Source organism: Burkholderia sp. NLJ2 (assembly GCF_049487195.1).
In the GTDB taxonomy this organism is placed as follows: Bacteria; Pseudomonadota; Gammaproteobacteria; order Burkholderiales; family Burkholderiaceae; genus Burkholderia; species Burkholderia pyrrocinia.
On sequence record NZ_CP137808.1, the window covers coordinates 2,747,843 to 2,768,419 of the forward strand.

The following is a 20,577-nucleotide window of genomic DNA, read 5'->3' on the forward strand; positions in this document are numbered from 1 at the left end:
AAAATGCCCCGAAGGCCATCCGGCGTTCGGGGCATGTTGCGCAGCGTAGCGGGCCGCCCGCAGCAGGCGGCCGCAGCCTGCGTCAGACCACGGTGATCGCGAGCGCGCTTTCGCGGTAGTGCTTCGCAGCCTTGTCGGTTTCGCCGAGACGCTCGAACAGCCGCGCAAGCGCGCGATGCGTACGCACCTTCAGCGCCTCGTTGTCGGCCAGCTTCAGCGCCGCTTCGAGGAACGATTGCGCCTTGCCCCACAGTTGCTGCTGCTGGCAGAGGCGGCCGAGCGCGAACAGCAGGTCGGCATCCTCCGGGTGATCCTTCTTCCACCCTTCCGCCTTCTGGATCAGCGGCAGCGCGTCGGCACCGGCCGTGTCCGGGTAGCGGCGCAACAGGCGTGCGTCCCAGTTGTGCGCGAGCGCTTCCTCGACGATGCGGCGCGCTTCGTTGCGACGCTCGAGCGACACGAGCAGGTCGGCCGCGAGATCGGCAAGACGCGGCGACTGGCGCTCGACCGGCGACAGCGACTGCCACACCTCGAGCAACGCGTCCGGGTCGTGCCGGCGTTCGCGCAGCAGGTTTTCCGCGGCCTGCTGGCGCAGCCGCACGGCCGCGGCCGGATGCAGCGCCTCGCGCTTCTCGAGCGCCTTCGCGAGCTTCAGCACCTCGGCCCAGTTCTTCAGCTGCTGCTGCGCGCGCAGCGCAACCTGCTGCGCATGGATGCGCTTGCCGCCCGCCTGCATGTCGGCCAGCGCGGCGAGCGCGCCGTCGGCATCGCGCGCGTCCGCGCGCATGTCGGCCGCGGCGAGCAGCCGTGCGTCCTGCCATTCGGGCGCGTCGACCTTCGACAGCCAGTCGTCGCGGCGCGTGTACTCGTGCATCCGGTGCGCGGCGGTGGCCGCGACGAGACTCGCGGCGCCCAGGTTCGCGTCGACCGACAGCGCGTCGCGCGCGGCCTTCTCCGCGCGCGAGAAGCGGCCCGCGTACAGGTTCGAGATTGCATCGCGCAGCGACGCCTGCGCCTTCTCGTTACGCGAACGCGCACGATACGCGGCGACCCGCTGCGGCATGCGCCAGATGTTGCGCACGATGCGCAGCAGCGCATACACGACGATGAACAGCACGACGATGGCGATCACGAACAGGTTCAGCGACACGTCGATCCGGTACGGCGGATAGACGAGCAGCACCTGCCCCGCGTCGAAACGGCCGACGGTGGCGAGCGCCGCGGCGATCGCGAACAGGACCGCAAGCCAGACGATTCCTCGAAGCGTCATCGTTACCCCCGGCTCTTGAACTGCTGAACGGCGTTCAGGCTCGTGTTCAGGTTCGGCACCGCGACCGTCAGCGATGCGCCGTCAACCTGCTTGAGCAGATCCTCGACGGTCTGCGTGTCCTTCGACGCCTGATCGAAATACTTCCCGAGCGACGCCTGCGCGGCGTGCAGGTCGGCCTTCATCGCGCTGTCGTTGCGCGCGAGCAGCGACAGGCGCGCGGTGAGCAGGCGCAGCTTCACGTTCTCGCGCACGAAGTAGCCCTGGTCGGGCGACGCGAGCATCGCGTCCGCGTTGTCGATCCGGCGCACCTGCACGAGGCCCTTCAACTGCTGGCCGAGACCGGCCGAGAAGTCGTGCCACCAGACCTTCCAGCGCGGCTCGCCGGCCACGGCCGTCGATGCGGCGTCGATCGGCGCGGCCTTCGGCGCCGCGTGCGGCACGATCGCCTCGCCGGAAAGCGGCAGCGCGTCGATCTTGGCGATCGCGTCGTCGAGCTTGATCGCGAGGCCCGTGAGATCGGCCGCCGGCGCGGCCTTCAGTTTTTCGATGTCCAGCGCGAGCGCCTTGCGCACTGTGACGGCCTGCGCGCTCTGCGACGTCGCGAGACGCGCGTCGGCGTTCTCCAGCGCGATCAGCGCGAGCTGCGTGTTGCCCGTCAGCTGAAGCTGCTGGCTCGCGCTCGACAGCATCTGGTCGACTTCCTCGAGCATCCACGCATCGCGGTTGCGCGACAGGTCCTGGTATTGCTGCTGCAGCGCCTGCTGCGCGCTTTGCGCGTCGGCGAGCTTGCCGTCGAGCTGCGCGAGCTGCGTGTCGACCTGGTGCGTGCTCGCGAGCGCCTGCTCGGTCTTCATGCGCGTCTCGGCCGTCTGCGCGTCGAGCGCCTTCTGGCGCGCGACGAACGTGCCGTCGAGCCGGTCGATCTTGCGGTTCAGCGCATAGCCGCCGACACCCGCCGCGCAGCCGAGCACGACGACCACGAACCACAGCACCGCACTGCCGCCGCGGCGCGCGGGCGGTTCGGACGCCATATAAGGGGGGCGGGACGGCGGTGCGGAAGCAGCGGCCGGCTGGGAAGCGACACTTTTGGAATCGTTGGTATCTGTCATGCGTTTAGTCACCGGTGCGGCTGTCGCCGGTTGGACGGCCTCGTCGGCCATCGTTCGAAACGCGCGGACGATGCGCTCATCGCCCGCGCCGGTCAGCGTAATCCTATCAAAACCCAATGCGCGCGCGGTCTGCTCGATCCGCGGGTGCGGCGTCACGAGCGGCGCATGCTTCAGCGCGTCGATTTCGGCGTCGTTCAGGTGCGCCCGCGCGAGTTCGTGCAGGTTGCGCACGCCTTCCGAACTCGTGACGAGCCACGCATGCGGTGCGCCATCGAGCAGCGCGTGCACGCGCTCCCATGCGCCTACGCGCGGCTCGGGCACGACGCGCCGGTACGCGGCGACCAGCGTGACGTCCGCGCCGGCCTCGCGCAGCCGGTCGGCGAGCCATTCGCGCCCGCCGTCGCCGCGCACGATCAGCACGCGCTTGGCCGCCAGCGCGTGCGCGCCGCCGAACGCGGCCTCGATGCACGCGAACAGGCTTTCCGAATCGTAATGGGGCACGCCGCCGTCGGCCGGCGCCTGCGGCGCGATCACGCGATGCGCGGGCGCCGCGATGCCGTGCCGCTCGAGCGCCGCGACGCTGCCGGGCCCGACCACGCCGACCGGCAGCGCGTTCGGCCAGATCGCGCCGTACTGCGCGAGCGCGCGGTCGATCGCGTTCGGCGACACGAAAATCACGAGCGCGTAGTCGGCAAGCGCCGCGAACGCGGCGTCGAGCGGCGCCGGATCGTCGACCGGTGCGATATCGATCAGCGGGAATTCGAGCACGTCGCAGCCGGCATCGGCCAGTTGCGACGCCAGCGCGTCCGACAGGCCGTCCGGGCGCGTCAGGACGGCGGTGAACGCGCGCGCGCCGCCCGCCATCAGGCGTCGCCCTTGCCGGCCTGCGAGCCGGCGAGCAGCGCCTTGACGATGTCGAGCGCGCCTTGCGCCTCGAGCTCGTCGGACACCGCGCGGCCGAGCGCGAGCGCATCGGCGACGGTCATGACGGCACCGCACTCCTCGGCCGTCAGCACACGCTTGCCGTCGGTCGTCGACACGCGGCCTGTCAGGTACAGTTCGCCCGCGCGCCACACCGCGTGCGCGGCGAGCGGCACCTCGCAGCTGCCGCCGAGCGCGCGCGACACCATCCGCTCGGCCTCGACCGCAAGCGCGGTCTGCGAGTCGTGCAGCGGCGCGAGCCATGCGGCGACGTCGTTGCGGTGCGCGGCGATCTCGATGCCGAGCGCGCCCTGGCCGGCTGCGGGCGGGCTGGCTTCGACGTCGATGAGCGCGCGGATTCGCGCGTCGAGGCCGAGGCGCTTCAGGCCGGCGGCCGCGAGAATGATCGCCGCGTAGTCGCCGCGGTCGAGCTTCGCGAGGCGCGTGTCGAGGTTGCCGCGCAGCGGCAGCACGTCGAGATGCGGATAGCGTGCGCGCAGCATCGCCTCGCGGCGCAAGCTCGACGTGCCGACGACCGCGCCGGCCGGCAGCGCGTCGAGCGACGCGTAGTCGTTCGACACGAACGCGTCGCGCGGATCCTCGCGCTCCATGATCGCGGCGAGCGAGAAGCCGTCGGGCAGCGCCATCGGCACGTCCTTCAGCGAATGCACGGCGAGATCGGCGCGGCCATCGGCGAGCGCATTCTCCAGTTCCTTCACGAACAGGCCCTTGCCGCCGACCTTCGACAGCGTGCGATCGAGAATCTGGTCGCCGCGGGTCGTCATCCCGAGGATTTTCACGTCACAAGCTGGATATAATTTGCGCAGCGCATCACGCACATGTTCGGCTTGCCACATCGCCAGGCGGCTCTCGCGCGAAGCAATCGTCAACGTCGCGGGCGGCTGTGCCTGTTGCGGCCCGGCCGCAAGGGTCTCGGAATTCATTGCTGGAACATCGAAGGACGGGATTGAAGATCGAACAATGGTAGCACGCACGCCCTGGCTCGCCCGGGCCTGGAGCCTGCGCCCGACCGGCCCCCACGCGGGTCGCGGCGCCGATGCGCGGATGTGCCGCACGTAGCTGGTTGCTTGACCGCAGTTCCCGCAGTTTCCGCAGTTCCTTTTGACTCGAGCTTTCCCAAGGAAACCCATCGTGAAGTCTTCCGGATCGGCGCGTACGGCGCGCCGCAATGCTGCCCTGTCCTCCTCCGACGCCCCGACGGACACCGTCGCCATCGCCGCGAACGGCCGTGCGAAAACGGCAACGAAACCGAAAGACCCGATACGTCAGACAAAACGCACGACGAAAGCCGCCGGCTCCGCTGCCCGCACGGCCGGCGCGCCGAAGTCCGGCACGCGCACGCGCGAGGACAAGGACGGCCCGCTGTTCGAGGACATCCGCTTCCTCGGCCGCCTGCTCGGCGACGTCGTGCGCGAGCAGGAAGGCGACACCGTGTTCGACGTCGTCGAGACGATCCGCCAGACCGCGGTCAAGTTCCGCCGCGAGGACGACAGCGAAGCCGCGCAGACGCTCGAGAAGAAGCTGCGCAAGCTGACGCCGGAGCAGACGGTGAGCGTCGTGCGCGCGTTCAGCTATTTCTCGCATCTCGCGAACATCGCGGAAGACCGCCACCACAACCGCCGCCGCCGCATCCACGCGCTGGCCGGCTCCGCGCCGCAGCCCGGCACGGTCGCGTACGCGCTCGATCAGCTGAAGACGACCGGCAACGCATCGAAGCGCCTGTTGCAGCGCTTCTTCGACGACGCGCTGATCGTGCCGGTGCTGACCGCGCACCCGACCGAAGTGCAGCGCAAGAGCATCCTGGACGCGCAGCACGACATCGCACGCCTGCTCGCCGAGCGCGACCAGGAACTGACCGCGCGCGAGCGCCAGTACAACGAATCGATGCTGCGCGCGCGCGTGACCGCGCTGTGGCAGACGCGCATGCTGCGCGACGCGCGCCTGACGGTCGGCGACGAGATCGAGAACGCGCTGTCGTACTACCGCGCGACCTTCCTCGACGAACTGCCCGCGCTGTACGGCGACATCGAGGCTGCGCTCGCCGAGCACGGCCTGTCCGCGCGCGTGCCCGCGTTCTTCCAGATGGGCAGCTGGATCGGCGGTGATCGCGACGGCAACCCGAACGTGACGGCGGCGACGCTCGACGAGGCGATCAACCGCCAGGCCGCGGTGATCCTCGAGCACTATCTGGAACAGGTGCACAAGCTCGGCGCCGAGCTGTCGGTGTCGAACCTGCTCGTCGGCGCGAACGACGCGGTGAAAGCGCTCGCGGCCGCATCGCCCGACCAGTCGCCGCACCGCGTCGACGAGCCGTATCGCCGCGCGCTGATCGGCATCTACACGCGGCTTGCCGCGAGCGCACGCGTGCGACTGGGTGAAGGCACGGTGCCCGTGCGCAGCGCGGGCCGCGGCGCGCCGCCCGTGCGCGCGATCCCGTATGCGGATTCCGAAGCGTTCGTCGCCGACCTGAAGGTGCTGACCGCGTCGCTCGACGAACACCATGGCACGTCGCTCGCCGCACCGCGCCTCGCGCCGCTCGTGCGCGCGGCCGAAGTGTTCGGCTTCCATCTCGCGAGCATCGACCTGCGCCAGAGCTCCGACATCCATGAGGCGGTGGTCGCCGAGCTGTTCGCGCGCGCGGGCGTCGAGGCCGACTATGCAGGGCTGGCCGAGGAAGACAAGCTGCGCGTGCTGCTCGCCGCGCTCGCCGACCCGCGCCCGCTGCGTTCGCCGTACTTCGAATATTCGGCGCTCGCGCAGAGCGAGCTCGGCGTGTTCGAGAAGGCGCGCGAAGTGCGTGCGCAATTCGGCGCGCGCGCGGTGCGCAACTACATCATTTCGCATACGGAAACCGTCAGCGACCTCGTCGAGGTGCTGCTGCTGCAGAAGGAGACGGGGCTGCTCGAAGGTGCGCTCGGCGTGCCGGGCGGCCATGCGAGGAACAGCCTGATGGTGATCCCGCTGTTCGAGACGATCCCCGACCTGCGCGACGCGTCGCGCATCATGCGCGAATACTTCGCACTGCCGGGCGTCGATGCGCTGATCGCGCACCAGGGTGCCGAGCAGGAAGTGATGCTCGGCTACTCGGACAGCAACAAGGACGGTGGCTTCCTCACGTCGAACTGGGAGCTGTATCGCGCGGAACTCGCGCTCGTCGACCTGTTCCGCGACCGCAAGATCACGCTGCGGCTGTTCCACGGCCGCGGCGGCACGGTCGGCCGCGGCGGCGGCCCGACCTACCAGGCGATCCTGTCGCAGCCGCCGGGCACCGTGAACGGCCAGATCCGCCTGACCGAACAGGGCGAGGTGATCGCGAGCAAGTTCGCGAACCCCGAGATCGGCCGGCGCAACCTCGAGACGGTCGTCGCCGCGACGCTCGAGGCGTCGCTGCTGCCGCAGTCGAACGCCCCTGCGCAACTGCCCGCGTTCGAGGCCGCGATGCAAACGCTGTCCGACTCGGCGATGGCCGCGTACCGCGCGCTCGTCTATGAAACACCCGGCTTCACCGACTACTTCTTCTCGTCGACGCCGATTACCGAGATCGCCGAGCTGAACATCGGCAGCCGCCCGGCTTCGCGCAAGCTGCAGGATCCGAAGCAGCGCAAGATCGAGGATCTGCGCGCAATTCCGTGGGGCTTCTCGTGGGGCCAGTGCCGGCTGCTGCTGACGGGCTGGTACGGCTTCGGCAGCGCGGTGAGCGCGTATCTCGACGGCGGGCAGGATGAAGCCGAGCGCACGAAGCGCGTCGCGCTGCTGAAGAAGATGAACAAGACCTGGCCGTTCTTCTCGAACCTGATGTCGAACATGGACATGGTGCTGGCGAAGACCGACCTCGCGGTCGCGTCGCGCTACGCGCAGCTCGTCTCCGACCGCAAGCTGCGCAAGCATGTGTTCGAGCGGATCGTCGCGGAATGGGAGCGCACAGCGCAGGCGCTGGCGGAAATCACCGGGCACGAAGGCCGCCTCGCGACCAACCCGCTGCTTGCGCGCTCGATCAAGAATCGCTTCCCGTATCTCGATCCGCTGAATCACCTGCAGGTCGAACTGATCAAGCGTCACCGCGCGGGCGACACGAACGCGCGGCTGCGCCGCGGGATTCACCTGACGATCAACGGGATCGCGGCCGGCCTGCGCAACACGGGCTGATCCGCATGCGGCGCGGGCCCGTTCCGCGCCGCCCGGCATCGCCGAAGCCGCGATACGTCACCGTACCCACGGTGCGTATCGCGGCTTTTTTCATCGGGCAGCCGCACGGCACTGGCGTACCGTCCGGCTGCCCCGGTCAATGCGCGTCGATCAGCAGCGCGTCATGCTCGAACGAACCGTCGGGCCGCACCGCGTAGTAGCCGCGCACCTCGTCGGGCGCATGTGCCCACAGCGCGCGAATGCCGGCGACGCTGTCGGCCGGCGTGCGGATGCGTGCGACCCATGTATCGAAATCGATCGGCAGCCGCCAGCGGCTGTGCACGTGCGCGTCGAAACCGGCATCGCGGAACATCGCGAGCCATTCGTCCGCGCGGTAATCGCGCACGTGCGACGCGTCGCGCAGCACTTCGGCCGCCTGCAGGTACGTGTCGAGGAGCGGATGATCGTTGCCCGCGATGTCGATCATCAGCACGCGGCCGCCCGGTTTCAGCACACGGCGCACCTCGGCGAGCGCCGCGCGCATGTCGTGCCAGTGGTGCGCGCTCATCCGGCTCACGACCCAGTCGAACGTCGCCGTGTCGAACGGCAGCCGTTCCGCTGGGCCCTGCTGCGTGCGGATGTTCGCGAGCCCGCGCTCGCGCGCGGCCGCATCGACGGTCGCGAGCATCGGCGCGGCGAGATCGTAGGCGACCACGTCGCGCACGTGCGGCGCGACCGCGAAGCTCGCGTGGCCGGCGCCGCAGCCGAGATCGAGCACGGCGGCATCGGGCGTCGCGCGCACCGCGTCGGCGAGCGTCTGCAGATCGGCGCCCGTCGCGTGGACCGTGCTTGTCAGATAGGCGGCGGCCGTCGTGCCGAATGCGTCGGCGACCTGGTCGTGGTGTTTCATCGTTCGCTCCTTTGTACGGTCGACTGGAGTGGGCGCGTCAGCGCTTATGCCGGCTGGAGTGAGTGCTTCAGCACTTACTCCAGCCCCATGCTTCGCATCCGCCCCCATGCCTTGCGCGGTCAGCCGGAATGGGCGCTTCAGCGCCCGCTCCGCCCCCCTGCAACGCATTTTGTGGGACGCGCGCTGCCTGCCAGCGCGCGAGCCGCTACAATAGGCCCGCGCTTGTACCAGTACAAGTTAAGCAGTTATTCTGGTATTCGATACACCTGCCTGATCGTTGCCGCAATCTCGCTTCCACTTCGCCGTTTCCGAATGAACCAGCCGTCCTCCGCCCCCGTCCCGCCGCTCGACGCCACGCCCGCCCGCGCGCTCGGCGAATTCATCCGCGCCCACCGCGAGCGGCTGTCGCCGCAGGCCGTCGGCCTGCCGCCCGGCCCGCGCCGCCGCACGCCGGGGCTGCGACGCGAGGAAGTCGCGCAACTGTGCGGCGTCAGCCCGACCTGGTACACGTGGATCGAACAGGGCCGCCCGGTGTCGGCGTCGGCCGACGCGCTCGCGCGGATCGCCGTCGCGCTGCAGTTGTCGAAGGCCGAGCGCGCGTACCTGTTCGAACTGGCCGCGCAGCGCGACCCGGCCGAGCCCGATGTCGCAGGCGGCGACCTGCCGCCGACGCTCGCCGCGACGGTCGCGGCGATCGCGACGCCCGCGTACGTGCTCGACCGGCAATGGAATGCGCTCGCGTGGAACGCGCCGGCCGCCGCGCTGTTTTCCGGCTGGCTCGATGGCGAACACGACCGCAACCTGCTGCGCTTCACGTTCATGGCGCCGGCCGCGCGCACGCTGATCGTCGACTGGGAAACCCGCGCGCGGCGGCTCGCGGCCGAATTCCGCGCCGATTCGATCCGCCACCTGGCCGACGCGCCGACCCGCGCACTGATCGATGCGCTGACCGCCGGCAGCGACGCGTTCGCGCAGTACTGGGCGTCGCAGGACGTGTTCGAGCGCGAAGGCGGCCTGCGCGAATTCGACCATCCTGCTGACGGCCGCCTCGTCTACCAGCAGATCACGCTGAAGCCCGCGCACCGCGAGGACCTGAAGCTGGTCGTGCTGGTGCGTGACTGAGCCGGTTCAAAAACTGATCGTCGCGGTGATCGTGTCGCTGTAGTCGCCGGGCGCGGGCGTTGCCTGCGCGGGCACGCGACCGTAAACGGTGAGCGCCTGCGCGAGCCCGCTGCCGGTTCCGGTCGCCATCGACGTGCCGCCAGTGCCGTCGCCCCATGGTTGCGTGTAGCCGGCATCCCGATAGAGCTGATAGCCGACCGCGCCCCCGCCGCCGCTGCGCTGCATCGTGCGCGCGGCGACATTGCTGCTGCTGCCGCCGTTCAGCGCGATCTCGAACGCGTCGCCGTTCGTGCACTGCGCGCTGATCGAGCCGGTTGCCGTGTGCGCAGACGCCAGCACGCCCGTTGCGGGAAACGCAACATTCGTCGCACTGATGAAGCAATTGTTCACGACCGTCGCGTTCGTCGAATACGCGAACGTGCCCGCCGACGCCTGCGAGGTGCACGGCACCAGCTGAATGCCGAGCAGCGCGAAGTTGTAGCTGTACGACGCCTGGTTCCCGGCGAACGTCTGCGAGTACACCGTGCTGCTGTTGTTCACGCTCGGCACGGTCGGCTGGTTCGAAGCGATGCGGCCGTAAACGGTCAGGGTCGCGTTCGCGCTCGTGCCGAGCCCCGGCTTCGCCAGCGTGACCGACATCGGCGTCGTGCCGCTGGCGACCGCGCCCCAGACCTGCGTATAGCCGTTGTCCTGGTACAGGTCGTACTGCATCTGGTTGGCCCCGTTCGTCATCGCGCGCGGGCTCGTGGCGCCGAGATTCAGGCAGACCAGCGCGGTCGTGTTGAGACTCAACGTATCCCACGTGCACGTCACGCCCACCGTGCTGGTCGTCGTGTACGCGGCCTGCGTGATCGGGCTGACCGAACCGAAGCTCGTCGTCTGCGCGCTCACCGTGCAGCTGTCCGCCTGCGCGGACAGCCACGGCCCGCACAGCAGCGCGGCCAGCAGCCAGCACACCACCCGATGCAGATACCGGTACGCCCGCACGACCCGCTGCTCCGTCATGGTTTTCCCCATAGAAAAGCGTCCGTTCCGGTGGCGGTCCGCATACCGCCCCCAACCGTTGATCCAGATCAAGCCACCTGCCCGCACAATGTGCAGACAATGCGAACCAATCAGCATTTCTACCATTGCATGCAACCAAATGCGTAGAGTAGTCTAGTCAGACGATTATGCGGTTCCGTCGACACGGCGGCGCATCACGCGGTTCGGGCACCGCGGGCCGGGGCGACACTCCCTGAACGGCTGGAGACCATCACAATGAACGCCATCACGCGTCACGGGCTGTCCACCGCCATCGCGGCGGCCATCGCACTCACCCCGGCCTGGCGCCCTGTCGCCGCCGCCGTCTATTCCAACGGCACGGCCACCGCGCAATTCAACGTCACGCTGACCATTCAGGCGAACTGCGCGGTCAGCGCCAACGCGCTCGCGTTCGGCAGCTCCGGCGTGCTGACGGCCGCGATCAACCAGCAGACCACGCTCTCCATCACCTGCAGCAACTCGACACCCTACAACGTCGGGCTCGACGCGGGCGGCGTCTCCGGCTCGACGGTCAGCGCGCGGCTGATGGCCGGCACGACCAGCGGCAACACGGGCACGACGCTCGGCTTCCAGCTGTTCCAGGACAACGGCCACACGACGATCTGGGGCAACACGCAGGGCACCGACACGGTTGGCGGCACCGGCAACGGCTCCGCCCAGACGATCAACGTGTACGGTCAGGTGCAGACGCAAGCCACCCCGAAACCGGACACCTACCAGGCCACCGTCACCGCGACCGTCTACTTCTGACGCGTCGTGGCGATCCGCCCCTGTTTCGTCGCCGCGCTGTGCGCCGCGTCGGCTGCAACCGCGCCGGCCGCGACGCTGCAGATTTCGCCGGTCACGCTCGAGCTGCCGCCGTCGGTCCCGGCCGCGGGCGTCACGCTCAGCAATTCGGGCGTGCAGCCGATCTACGGCCAGGTGCGCACGTTCCGCTGGACGCAGGAGAACGGCGAGGACGTGCTGACGCCGACCGATTCGCTCGCCGCGTCGCCGCCGTTACTGCAGATCGGCGCGAACGCCGAGCAGTTGATCCGCCTCGTGCGCACCACGCGCACGACACCGGCCACGGAGGAAAGCTATCGCGTACTGATCGACGAGCTGCCCGCGCCCGGCACACCGGCGCAGAACGGCATCACGATCCGCGTGCGCTATTCGGTGCCCGTGTTCGTCGAGCCCGCCGCGCCGCCCGCCCCGCCGCGGCTCGACTGGCGCGTCGAAGCCGACCCGCAGGGCCTGCGCTTGTCGGTCGCGAATCTCGGCGGCCGGCGCGCGCAGCTCTCCGCGGTGCAGCTCGTCGATGCGCACGGCAACGCGCACGAAGTCGCGCGCGGGCTGCTCGGCTACGCGCTGGCCGGCAGCGTGCGCCGCTGGCCGCTCAAGCTCGATGCGCGCCCGTCGCCGTTCGTGAAAATCCGCGCGACGGTGAACACGCAACCCGTCGAGGCCCGGCTGACGCCGCGCTGAACCCGGCGCCAGTCCCGCTCCCGCCCCGTTGCGCGTGCCGACGACGCGACATGCCAATCGAACGGCGCCTGCCCGGCGACACGCGTGGCTCGCCGTCATTACGCTGGCACTGCGCGCGGGCACCACAGGCGCGCAGCCGGCGCCCGATCTGCCGCCCTCCGCCGCCCCGGAGCCCGGCACGCTGTACCTCGACGTGTCGATCAACGGCGAGCCGACCCACCGGATCGCGCGCTTCCGGCAGGCCGACGGGCACCTGTTCGCGGCGTCGGCCGACCTGAACGACCTCGGCATCGCAAGCGGCGGCCGCGCGCAGCCGCTGTCGAACACGCCGGTCGCGCTCGACGCGCTCGCCGGCCTGCGCTACGACTACGATCCGGGCCGCCAGACGATCGACCTGCAGGTGCCCGACGCGCTGCGCATTCCGCACACGTTCGACGCGCGCGGGCTCGCCGCCACGCCGCCCGCGACGTCCAGCCGGGGCATCGTGCTGAACTACGACGCATACGCGCAGACCGCCGCGCATGCGCCGCTCGCGGTGTGGACCGAGGCGCGCTACGTCGATCCGGCCGGCGTGTTCAGCAACACCGGCATCGGCTACTTCCGTCGCGACGGGCAGCGCTACATGCGCTACGACACGTCGTGGACGATGTCCGACCCGCGCACGCTCACGACGACCCAATTCGGCGACACCATCTCGTCGTCGCTGTCGTGGACCCGCTCGTTGCGCATCGGCGGCGTGCAGTGGCGCAGCAACTTCGGCCTGCGCCCCGATCTCGTGACCTTCCCGGTGCCGGCGCTGTCGGGCAGCGCGGTCGTGCCGTCGGCGGTCGACCTGTACGTGAACAACGTGCGCCAGTTCAGCGGCGACGTGCCGGGCGGCCCGTTCGTGATCAACAGCGTGCCGGGCATCACCGGCGCCGGCAACGCGACGGTGATCACGCGCGACGCGCTCGGCCGCACGATCGCCACGTCGATCCCGCTCTACGTCGATACGCGCCTGCTCGCACCTGGCCTCGCCAGCTATTCGGTGGAGGCGGGCTTCCTGCGCCGCGCATACGGCCAGGATGCGTTCGACTATGCGCGCACGCCGGCCGCGAGCGGATCGGTGCGCTACGGCGTCACCGAGCGGCTGACGACCGAGGCGCACGCCGAGGCGACGAGCGGCGTGTACGACGCCGGCGCGGGCGTGCTCGCGCGGATCGGCGGCGGGGGCGTCGCGAACGCGTCGCTGGCCGTCAGCGTCGGGCGCTTCTCCGGCGCGCAGGCCGGCCTCGGCTACCAGTACGTGACGCCGCGCTTCTCGGTCGACGCGCAGACGCTGCGCGCGTTCGGCGGCTACGGCGACTTCGGCGCGCGCGAAGGCACGCCGGTCGCGACCATCAGCGACCGCGTGACGGTGTCGTTCCCGCTCCTCCGCGCGCAGACGCTGTCGTTCAGCTATCTCGGCCTCAAATACCCGGGCGCGCCTGCGTCGCGGATCGGCTCGGCAGCGTGGTCGGTCAACTTCGGGATGCGCGCGTCGATGACCGTCAGCGCCTTCCAGGATTTCCGGCAGCACAACGCGCGCGGCTTCTTCGTCAGCCTGAGCGTCGGCCTCGGCGACAACACGTCGGTCGCGGCGAGCGTCGGCCGGCAGAACGGCGAGTCGACTGGCGCGGTCAGCGCGTCGCGCGCGCCCGACTACGACGGAGGCTTCGGCTGGAACGTGCAGGCCGGCGAGAACGGCCCGCTGCGCTACGGCCAGGGGCAGCTGCAATACCTGGGCCGCGCGGGCCAGGTCACGCTGCTCGGGCAGTCGTTCGGCGGGCAGCGCGATGCGTCGATCGACATGACCGGCGCGCTCGTGCTGATGAACGGCCAATTGCTGACATCGCGCCGCATCGACGACGGCTTCGCGCTCGTGTCGACCGATGCCGGGCGCGTGCCGGTGCTGCACCAGAACCGGCCGATCGGCGAGACCGACCGCACGGGCTACCTGCTGGTGCCCGATCTGAGCGCGTACCAGCACAATCGCGTCGCGATCGACGGCACGACGCTGCCGGCCGATGCGCGCCTCGCGGACACGACGCTCGACGTCGTGCCGCAGGCCCGCTCGGGCGTGCTCGCGCGCTTCCCGGTCACGCGCTACCGCGCGGCGTCGATCGCGCTGCGCACGCCGGACGGCGCGCCGCTGCCGCCCGGCCTCGACGTCGTGCACGTCGAAAGCGGCCAGCGCACGATCGTCGGCTACGATGGCCTCACGTTCGTCGACGGCCTCGTCGAGGACAATCATCTGGAGATTTCCGGCGGCGGACGCCGCTGCGGCGTCGAATTCGCGTACCGGCGGCCGGACGACGGCACGCTGCCGCGCATCGGCCCGCTGACCTGCACGCCCCGCTAGCCCGCGCCGGCCGCCGGGCCCGCGAATGTTAGAATCGCGGGATTCCCTCGGCGGCGCACGCCGCCCAACTCCCCTTCGAAGAATCGCCATGACGTCCCAACTGCACAAAAAGGGCGAGGCCTGGTCGGCCCGCTTCTCGGAACCGATGTCGGAGCTGGTCAAGCGCTACACGTCGTCGGTGTTTTTCGACAAGCGCCTCGCGCTCGTCGACATCGCCGGCTCGCTCGCGCACGCGAACATGCTCGCCGCGCAGAAGATCATCAGCGCCGACGACCTGGCCGCGATCGAACGCGGGATGGCGCAGATCAAGGGCGAGATCGAGCGCGGCGAATTCGAATGGCAGCTCGATCTCGAGGACGTCCACCTGAACATCGAGGCGCGCCTGACCGCGCTGATCGGCGATGCCGGCAAGCGCCTGCACACCGGCCGGTCGCGCAACGACCAGGTCGCGACCGACATCCGCCTGTGGCTGCGCGGCGAAATCGACCGCATCGGCGGCCTGCTGAACGACCTGCGCGGCGCGCTGCTCGACCTCGCGGAACAGAATGCCGACACGATCATGCCGGGCTTCACGCACCTGCAGGTCGCGCAGCCCGTCACGTTCGGCCACCACCTGCTCGCGTACGTCGAGATGTTCTCGCGCGACGCGGAGCGCATGCGCGACTGCCGCACGCGCGTGAACCGCCTGCCGCTCGGCGCGGCCGCACTCGCGGGCACGAGCTACCCGATCGACCGCCACGCGGTTGCGAAGACGCTCGGCTTCGACGGCATCTGCGCGAACTCGCTCGACGCCGTGTCCGACCGCGACTTCGCGATCGAATTCACGGCAGCCTCCGCGCTCGTGATGACGCACGTGTCGCGTTTCTCCGAAGAGCTCGTGCTGTGGATGAGCCCGCGCGTCGGCTTCATCGACATCGCCGACCGCTTCTGCACCGGCAGCTCGATCATGCCGCAGAAGAAGAACCCGGACGTGCCGGAACTCGCGCGCGGCAAGACGGGGCGCGTGAACGGCCACCTGATGGCGCTGCTGACGCTGATGAAGGGCCAGCCGCTCGCGTACAACAAGGACAACCAGGAAGACAAGGAGCCGCTGTTCGACACGGTCGACACCGTCGCCGACACGCTGCGGATCTTCGCCGAAATGGTCGCCGGCATCACCGTGAAGCCGGACGCGATGCGCGCAGCCGCGCTGCAGGGCTTCTCGACCGCCACCGACCTCGCCGACTACCTCGTGAAGCGCGGCCTGCCGTTCCGCGATGCGCACGAAGCCGTCGCGCACGCGGTGAAGATCTGCGACGACCGCGGCATCGATCTCGCCGACCTGACGCTCGACGAGATGAAGCAGGATCTGCCGAACGTCGCGCACCTGATCGGCGACGACGTGTTCGGCTATCTGACGCTCGAGGGTTCGGTCGCCAGCCGCAACCATCCGGGCGGCACCGCACCCGATCAGGTGCGCGCGGCGGTCAAGGCTGCCCGCGCCGCGCTCGGCCAGTAAGCCCGCTGTTCCGGACGGACGCCTTCGGCGTCCGTTTTTCATTCGGGCGGCCGTTGCGCCACCCGTTGCCTGCCCCGCTTCCCGGATGCCGCCGATGACCTTTTCCGCCGCGCTCTTCGACATGGACGGCCTGCTCGTCGATTCCGAGCGGACCATCATGAACACGTGGATCGACGTGTCGAATGCACACGGTGTCGCGCTGACGGCCACCGACTACCTGCAGATCGTCGGCCGCTCGTTCGCCGAAGGCCAGGTCATCCTGGCGCGGCTGATCGGCAACCCCGCTACGTTCGACGCCGTGCGCATCCGCGTACGCGAACAGCTCGCGTCGCCCGAGCCCCATCCGAAATTCCCGTTGAAGCCCGGCGCGTTCGCGCTGCTCGACGCGCTCGCGCAGGCCGGCATTCCGTGCGCGGTCGCGTCGTCGTCCGCGCGCGACGTGATCCGCGCGCGGCTCGACGCGGTCGGCGTGCTGCCGTTCTTCCGCGCGATCGCGGGCGGCGACGAAGTCGCGCGCGGCAAGCCCGATCCGGCCGTCTACCGGCTCGCGGCCGAACGCCTCGGCGTGCCGGCGCACGCGTGCGTCGCGTTCGAGGACAGCGACTTCGGCGCGCAATCGGCCGCCGGCGCCGGCGCGTCGGTCGTCACCGTGCCCGACCTGAAGGCGCCGACGCCCGAAATCGTCGCGCTGAGCCTGCACGTGCTCGCATCGCTCGACGATGCGGTCGCGCTCGTGCCGTCGTGGTTCGGCCAATACGACCCGCAACGGCCCGCGTAGGCACGCGCGCGCGAAACGCGGCGCGTTGCACGCCGCCCAATGCAAACGGGCACCCTCGGGTGCCCGTTTCGTTTTGCCGTCGAACGACCGGCGTCGCGACGGCTTCTACTTGTTGCCTGCCGTCTCCGACAACCGCTTCATCGTCGCGATCCGCGCACCGATCAGGTCGACGCGCCCGTCCTCGCCGACGAGCGGCGCCGTCGCATCGCGGAACGCGACCCACGCGCGCTGCGCGCGCACCAGCGTCGCGGCCGAATGCGCAGGCATCTTGCGGCGCAGCTTCTGGTAATAGCGGTTCAGGTCGAACAGCGCGTGCTCGCACGCGGCATCCTGTTCGCACGGCCGCACGCGGCGCACGGCCGGATCGCGCGGCGCATTCGCCGCCGGCTTGCCGTTCGACGCGGTTGCGCCCTGGGCCGCGCTCGCGCCGCCCTGCGTGTCGCTCGTGGCCGCTACCGGCACGGCGGCGGGCGGCGGCGCATAACGGTCGGCCGCGCCGCGCAGCGCCAGCGCGCGATCGCGCACGGGCTGCAACTGCATGTCGGCGCTCGACATCGCGTACGCGGTGCCGCGCGTCGTGTCGTACACGGCCGTCAGCAGATGGACTTCATCCTTGCGCCACGTGGCCCAGCGGCGCTGGCTATCCTGCCAGCCGCGCTTCGCGTCGGCCGGCGCATCCTTCAACAGGCGCTGGTACGCGCCGTCCATCACCGCCTGCCACTGCTGCTGCGCTTCGCCCATGCACTGGATCTGGCCGGCCGTCGACGACCGGTCGCGCCGCGCGAGGCATTGCCGCATCGCGACGTCGATCGGGTCGGCCGCCGCGACTTCCGCGTGTGCGACGCCGAACCCCGCCAGCCCTGCCGACCCTGCCGCCCAGACGACGAGCGCGGCCAGCGCCGCGCGCATCGCCTGGAATCGTCCGTGCGTCGCCATCAGTCGCGCACGCAGTCGACGAAGTACTCGACGCGGCCGTTCACCTCTTCCGCGACGAGGCCGTGGATGTCGGTGTGGAAACCCGGGAAACGCTCGTTGAAGTCGCGCGCGAACCGCAGGTAGTTCACGATCGTCTTGTTGAAGCGCTCGCCCGGGATCAGCAGCGGAATGCCCGGCGGGTACGGCGTGAGCAGGATGCTCGTCACGCGACCTTCGAGCTCGTCGAGCGGCACGCGGTCGATCTTGCGGTGCGCGAGCTTCGCGAACGCGTCCGACGGCTTCATCGCCGGTTCCATGTCCGACAGGTACATCTCGGTCGTCAGGCGCGCGATGTCGTTCGCGCGGTACACGTCGTGAATCTGCGCGCACAGGTCGCGCAGGCCGACGCGCTCGTAGCGCGGATGCTGCGCGACGAATTCCGGCAGCACGCGCCACAGCGGCTGGTTGTTGTCGTAGTCGTCCTTGAACTGCTGCAGCTCGGTCACCATCGAGTTCCAGCGGCCCTTCGTGATGCCGATCGTGAACATGATGAAGAACGAGTACAGGCCGGTCTTCTCGACGATGATCCCGTGCTCGGCCAGGTACTTCGTGACGATCGCGGCCGGAATGCCCGTCTCGCCGAACTCGCCGTCGACGTCGAGCCCCGGCGTGATGATCGTCGCCTTGATCGGGTCGAGCATGTTGAAGCCTTCCGCGAGCGGGCCGAAGCCGTGCCAGTGGTCGTTCGGCTTCAGCATCCAGTCTTCGCGCGAACCGATGCCTTCTTCCGACAGGTTGTCCGGGCCCCACACGCTGAAGAACCAGTCGTCGCCGTACTCGGCGTCCACCTTGCGCATCGCGCGGCGGAAGTCGATCGCTTCCGCGATCGATTCCTCGACGAGCGCGGTGCCGCCCGGCGGCTCCATCATCGCGGCCGCGACGTCGCACGACGCGATGATCGCGTACTGCGGGCTCGTCGACGTGTGCATCAGATACGCCTCGTTGAAGCGGTGCTTGTCGAACGTGCGGTTCTCCGAATCCTGCACGACGATCTGCGACGCCTGCGAGATGCCCGCGAGCAACTTGTGCGTCGAGTGCGTCGCGAACACCAGCGCGCCGGTGCGCGGGCGGCCGTCGCCGATGGCGTGCATGTCGCGGTAGAAATCGTGGAACGTCGCGTGCGGCAGCCACGCTTCGTCGAAGTGCAGTGTGTCGAGCAGGTCGCCGAGGAGATCCTTGATCATCTCGACGTTGTAGACCACGCCGTCGTACGTGCTCTGCGTGATCGTCAGGATCCGCGGCTTCATGTCCGGGTTCTCGCGCAGCGCCTCGCGCGCGAACGGGTTCGCCTCGATCTTCTTGCGGATGTTCTCCGGCTTGAATTCGTCGCGCGGGATCGGCCCGATGATGCCGAAGTGGTTGCGCGTCGGCGTCAGGAACACCGGGATCGCGCCCGTCATCGTGATCGCGTGCAGGATCGACTTGTGGCAGTTGCGGTCGACCAGCACGATGTCGCCCGGCGCGACCGTCGCATGCCAGACGATCTTGTTCGACGTCGACGTGCCGTTGGTCACGAAGAACAGGTGATCCGCGCTGAAGATGCGCGCCGCATTGCGCTCGGACGCCGCGACCGGGCCCGTGTGATCGAGCAGCTGGCCGAGTTCGTCCACTGCGTTGCAGACGTCCGCGCGCAGCATGTTCTCGCCGAAGAACTGGTGGAACATCTGGCCGAGCGGGTTCTTCAGGAACGCGACGCCGCCCGAGTGGCCCGGGCAGTGCCACGAGTACGAGCCTTCGTCCGCGTACTTGACGAGTTCCTTGAAGAACGGCGGCGCGAGCGAGTCCAGATAGACCTTCGCCTCGCGGATGATGTGGCGCGCGACGAACTCCGGCGTGTCCTCGAACATGTGGATGAAGCCGTGCAGCTCGCGCAGGATGTCGTTCGGCAGATGCCGCGACGTACGCGTCTCGCCGTACAGGAAGATCGGGATGTCCGCGTTGCGGCGGCGCACTTCGGTGACGAACGCGCGCAGCTCGATGATCGCGGTCGCGAGCTCGGGCAGCTCGCCGTCCTGGCCGGTTTCGCCGAGCATGAGTTCGTCGTCGTCGATCGACAGGATGAAGCACGACGCGCGGCTCGACTGCTGCGCGAACGACGTCAGATCGCCGTAGCTCGTGAGGCCGAGGACTTCGACGCCCTCTTTCTCGATCGCTTCGGCCAACGCCCGGATGCCGGAGCCCGAGATGTTCTCGGAGCGGAAATCTTCGTCGATGATGACGACGGGGAAACGAAACTTCATGGGCGATTCTCCAAAAAGAACGACCGCGGCGCGTCACGCGCAGCGGTCACCCGAAAACTGGTGAGACGTTATGCAACCAGATCAGGTTTTCGGCAGCGTGACACCGCGCTGCCCCTGATACTTGCCGCCGCGATCGGCGTACGACACGTCGCACACTTCGTCGCTCTCGAAGAAGAGCACCTGCGCGACGCCTTCGTTCGCGTAGATCTTCGCGGGCAGCGGCGTGGTGTTCGAGAATTCCAGCGTGACGTAGCCTTCCCACTCGGGCTCGAACGGCGTCACGTTGACGATGATCCCGCAGCGCGCATAGGTCGACTTGCCGAGGCAGACCGTCAGCACGGTGCGCGGGATGCGGAAATATTCAACGGTGCGGGCCAGCGCGAACGAGTTCGGCGGGATGATGCACACGTCGCCCTTGAAATCGACAAACGAACCCTCGTCGAAGTTCTTCGGATCGACGATCGTCGAGTTGATGTTCGTGAAGATCTTGAATTCGTCTGCGCAGCGGATGTCGTAGCCGTAGCTCGACGTGCCGTAGCTGACGATCCGGCGGCCGTCCGCGGACTCGCGAACCTGATCGGGCATGAATGGCTCGATCATATTGTGCTCTTCGGCCATGCGCCGAATCCATTTGTCGGACTTGATACTCATATCGGGGCGCCAGGAAACGCTGCGTGACAATCAGGGAGGGCCGCTCGCGCGAGGCGGCGGCCGGGA

General features: G+C 69.2%; 15 protein-coding genes. 7 read left to right on the forward strand and 8 right to left on the reverse strand.

Annotated elements, in window-relative coordinates; all coding sequences use genetic code 11:
• Positions 1-82: 82 nt before the first annotated feature.
• The 3 genes from R9B84_RS12655 to hemC are packed head-to-tail and all read right to left on the reverse strand — an operon-like array spanning position 83 to position 4,244.
• Positions 83-1,270: a heme biosynthesis protein HemY gene (locus R9B84_RS12655; RefSeq protein WP_423758199.1), complete on the reverse strand. Its 1,188-nt coding sequence runs from the start codon at positions 1,268-1,270 to the stop codon at positions 83-85.
• Between the two features lie 2 nt (positions 1,271-1,272).
• Positions 1,273-3,243 carry a fused uroporphyrinogen-III synthase HemD/membrane protein HemX gene (gene hemDX / locus R9B84_RS12660; RefSeq protein ID WP_423758200.1) on the reverse strand — a complete coding sequence of 657 codons (1,971 nt, stop codon included), beginning with the start codon at positions 3,241-3,243 and terminating at the stop codon, positions 1,273-1,275.
• Positions 3,243-4,244 carry a hydroxymethylbilane synthase gene (hemC, locus tag R9B84_RS12665; protein WP_423758201.1) on the reverse strand — a complete coding sequence of 334 codons (1,002 nt, stop codon included), beginning with the start codon at positions 4,242-4,244 and terminating at the stop codon, positions 3,243-3,245. The genes hemDX and hemC overlap by 1 nt, the downstream gene beginning before the upstream one ends.
• A 208-nt stretch (positions 4,245-4,452) precedes the next feature.
• On the opposite strand from hemC, the gene ppc reads away from it, so the two are divergent.
• Positions 4,453-7,467 (forward strand): phosphoenolpyruvate carboxylase, encoded by a 3,015-nt coding sequence (ppc, locus tag R9B84_RS12670; RefSeq protein WP_423758202.1) that lies wholly within the window; start codon positions 4,453-4,455, stop codon positions 7,465-7,467.
• 136 nt (positions 7,468-7,603) lie between these two features.
• Here the strand turns inward: ppc and R9B84_RS12675 are convergent, their stop codons facing one another.
• A complete protein-coding gene (locus tag R9B84_RS12675) occupies positions 7,604-8,356 on the reverse strand; it encodes a class I SAM-dependent methyltransferase (protein ID WP_105392938.1) in 753 nt (250 codons plus the stop codon).
• Positions 8,357-8,668: 312 nt separating this feature from the next.
• Between R9B84_RS12675 and R9B84_RS12680 the strand changes: the two genes are divergently transcribed.
• Entirely contained in the window at positions 8,669-9,478 is an 810-nt protein-coding gene (locus R9B84_RS12680; RefSeq protein WP_423758203.1) for a helix-turn-helix transcriptional regulator, read from the forward strand.
• Between the two features lie 6 nt (positions 9,479-9,484).
• Here R9B84_RS12680 and R9B84_RS12685 read toward each other — a convergent pair whose 3' ends face one another.
• The gene (locus R9B84_RS12685; protein WP_423758204.1) at positions 9,485-10,483 is read right to left on the reverse strand and encodes a Csu type fimbrial protein; all 999 of its coding nucleotides are present in this window, start codon (positions 10,481-10,483) and stop codon (positions 9,485-9,487) included.
• A gap of 255 nt (positions 10,484-10,738) precedes the next feature.
• Between R9B84_RS12685 and R9B84_RS12690 the strand changes: the two genes are divergently transcribed.
• The 5 genes from R9B84_RS12690 to R9B84_RS12710 all read left to right on the forward strand — a co-directional run bounded on the left by R9B84_RS12690 (position 10,739) and on the right by R9B84_RS12710 (position 16,645).
• Positions 10,739-11,272: a Csu type fimbrial protein gene (locus R9B84_RS12690; protein ID WP_423758205.1), complete on the forward strand. Its 534-nt coding sequence runs from the start codon at positions 10,739-10,741 to the stop codon at positions 11,270-11,272.
• 6 nt (positions 11,273-11,278) lie between these two features.
• Positions 11,279-11,989 carry a fimbrial biogenesis chaperone gene (locus tag R9B84_RS12695; RefSeq protein ID WP_423758206.1) on the forward strand — a complete coding sequence of 237 codons (711 nt, stop codon included), beginning with the start codon at positions 11,279-11,281 and terminating at the stop codon, positions 11,987-11,989.
• Between the two features lie 28 nt (positions 11,990-12,017).
• Positions 12,018-14,369 (forward strand): fimbria/pilus outer membrane usher protein, encoded by a 2,352-nt coding sequence (locus R9B84_RS12700; RefSeq protein ID WP_423758207.1) that lies wholly within the window; start codon positions 12,018-12,020, stop codon positions 14,367-14,369.
• An 88-nt stretch (positions 14,370-14,457) separates the two neighbouring features.
• Entirely contained in the window at positions 14,458-15,867 is a 1,410-nt protein-coding gene (gene argH, locus R9B84_RS12705; protein WP_048250379.1) for an argininosuccinate lyase, read from the forward strand.
• Between the two features lie 94 nt (positions 15,868-15,961).
• Positions 15,962-16,645, forward strand: a complete 684-nt coding sequence (locus R9B84_RS12710) for an HAD family hydrolase (protein ID WP_423758208.1) — start codon at positions 15,962-15,964, stop codon at positions 16,643-16,645.
• Between the two features lie 105 nt (positions 16,646-16,750).
• On the opposite strand, the gene R9B84_RS12715 is transcribed toward R9B84_RS12710, so the two are convergent.
• From R9B84_RS12715 to dcd, 3 genes are all read right to left on the reverse strand, one after another.
• On the reverse strand, positions 16,751-17,581 hold the full coding sequence (locus R9B84_RS12715; protein WP_423758209.1) for a lysozyme inhibitor LprI family protein: 831 nt from the start codon (positions 17,579-17,581) through the stop codon (positions 16,751-16,753).
• Positions 17,581-19,860, reverse strand: coding sequence for an arginine/lysine/ornithine decarboxylase (locus R9B84_RS12720; protein ID WP_047898758.1), 2,280 nt, complete (start codon positions 19,858-19,860; stop codon positions 17,581-17,583). Before R9B84_RS12720 ends, R9B84_RS12715 begins: the two co-directional genes overlap by 1 nt.
• Positions 19,861-19,941: 81 nt before the next feature.
• A complete protein-coding gene (gene dcd, locus R9B84_RS12725) occupies positions 19,942-20,511 on the reverse strand; it encodes a dCTP deaminase (RefSeq protein WP_423758210.1) in 570 nt (189 codons plus the stop codon).
• Between the last annotated feature and the right edge of the window lie 66 nt (positions 20,512-20,577).

Bases quoted from the DNA above. Each gene is read 5' to 3' on its own strand.
- R9B84_RS12655 (WP_423758199.1), bottom strand. From the start codon at position 1,270: ATGACGCTTCGAGGAATCGTCTGGCTTGCGGTCCTGTTCGCGATCGCC.
- dcd (WP_423758210.1), bottom strand. From the start codon at position 20,511: ATGAGTATCAAGTCCGACAAATGGATTCGGCGCATGGCCGAAGAGCAC.
- R9B84_RS12685 (WP_423758204.1), bottom strand. From the start codon at position 10,483: ATGACGGAGCAGCGGGTCGTGCGGGCGTACCGGTATCTGCATCGGGTG.
- R9B84_RS12675 (WP_105392938.1), bottom strand. From the start codon at position 8,356: ATGAAACACCACGACCAGGTCGCCGACGCATTCGGCACGACGGCCGCC.
- R9B84_RS12680 (WP_423758203.1), top strand. From the start codon at position 8,669: ATGAACCAGCCGTCCTCCGCCCCCGTCCCGCCGCTCGACGCCACGCCC.
- hemDX (WP_423758200.1), bottom strand. From the start codon at position 3,243: ATGGCGGGCGGCGCGCGCGCGTTCACCGCCGTCCTGACGCGCCCGGAC.
- hemC (WP_423758201.1), bottom strand. From the start codon at position 4,244: ATGAATTCCGAGACCCTTGCGGCCGGGCCGCAACAGGCACAGCCGCCC.
- R9B84_RS12715 (WP_423758209.1), bottom strand. From the start codon at position 17,581: ATGGCGACGCACGGACGATTCCAGGCGATGCGCGCGGCGCTGGCCGCG.
- R9B84_RS12710 (WP_423758208.1), top strand. From the start codon at position 15,962: ATGACCTTTTCCGCCGCGCTCTTCGACATGGACGGCCTGCTCGTCGAT.
- argH (WP_048250379.1), top strand. From the start codon at position 14,458: ATGACGTCCCAACTGCACAAAAAGGGCGAGGCCTGGTCGGCCCGCTTC.
- R9B84_RS12720 (WP_047898758.1), bottom strand. From the start codon at position 19,860: ATGAAGTTTCGTTTCCCCGTCGTCATCATCGACGAAGATTTCCGCTCC.
- R9B84_RS12690 (WP_423758205.1), top strand. From the start codon at position 10,739: ATGAACGCCATCACGCGTCACGGGCTGTCCACCGCCATCGCGGCGGCC.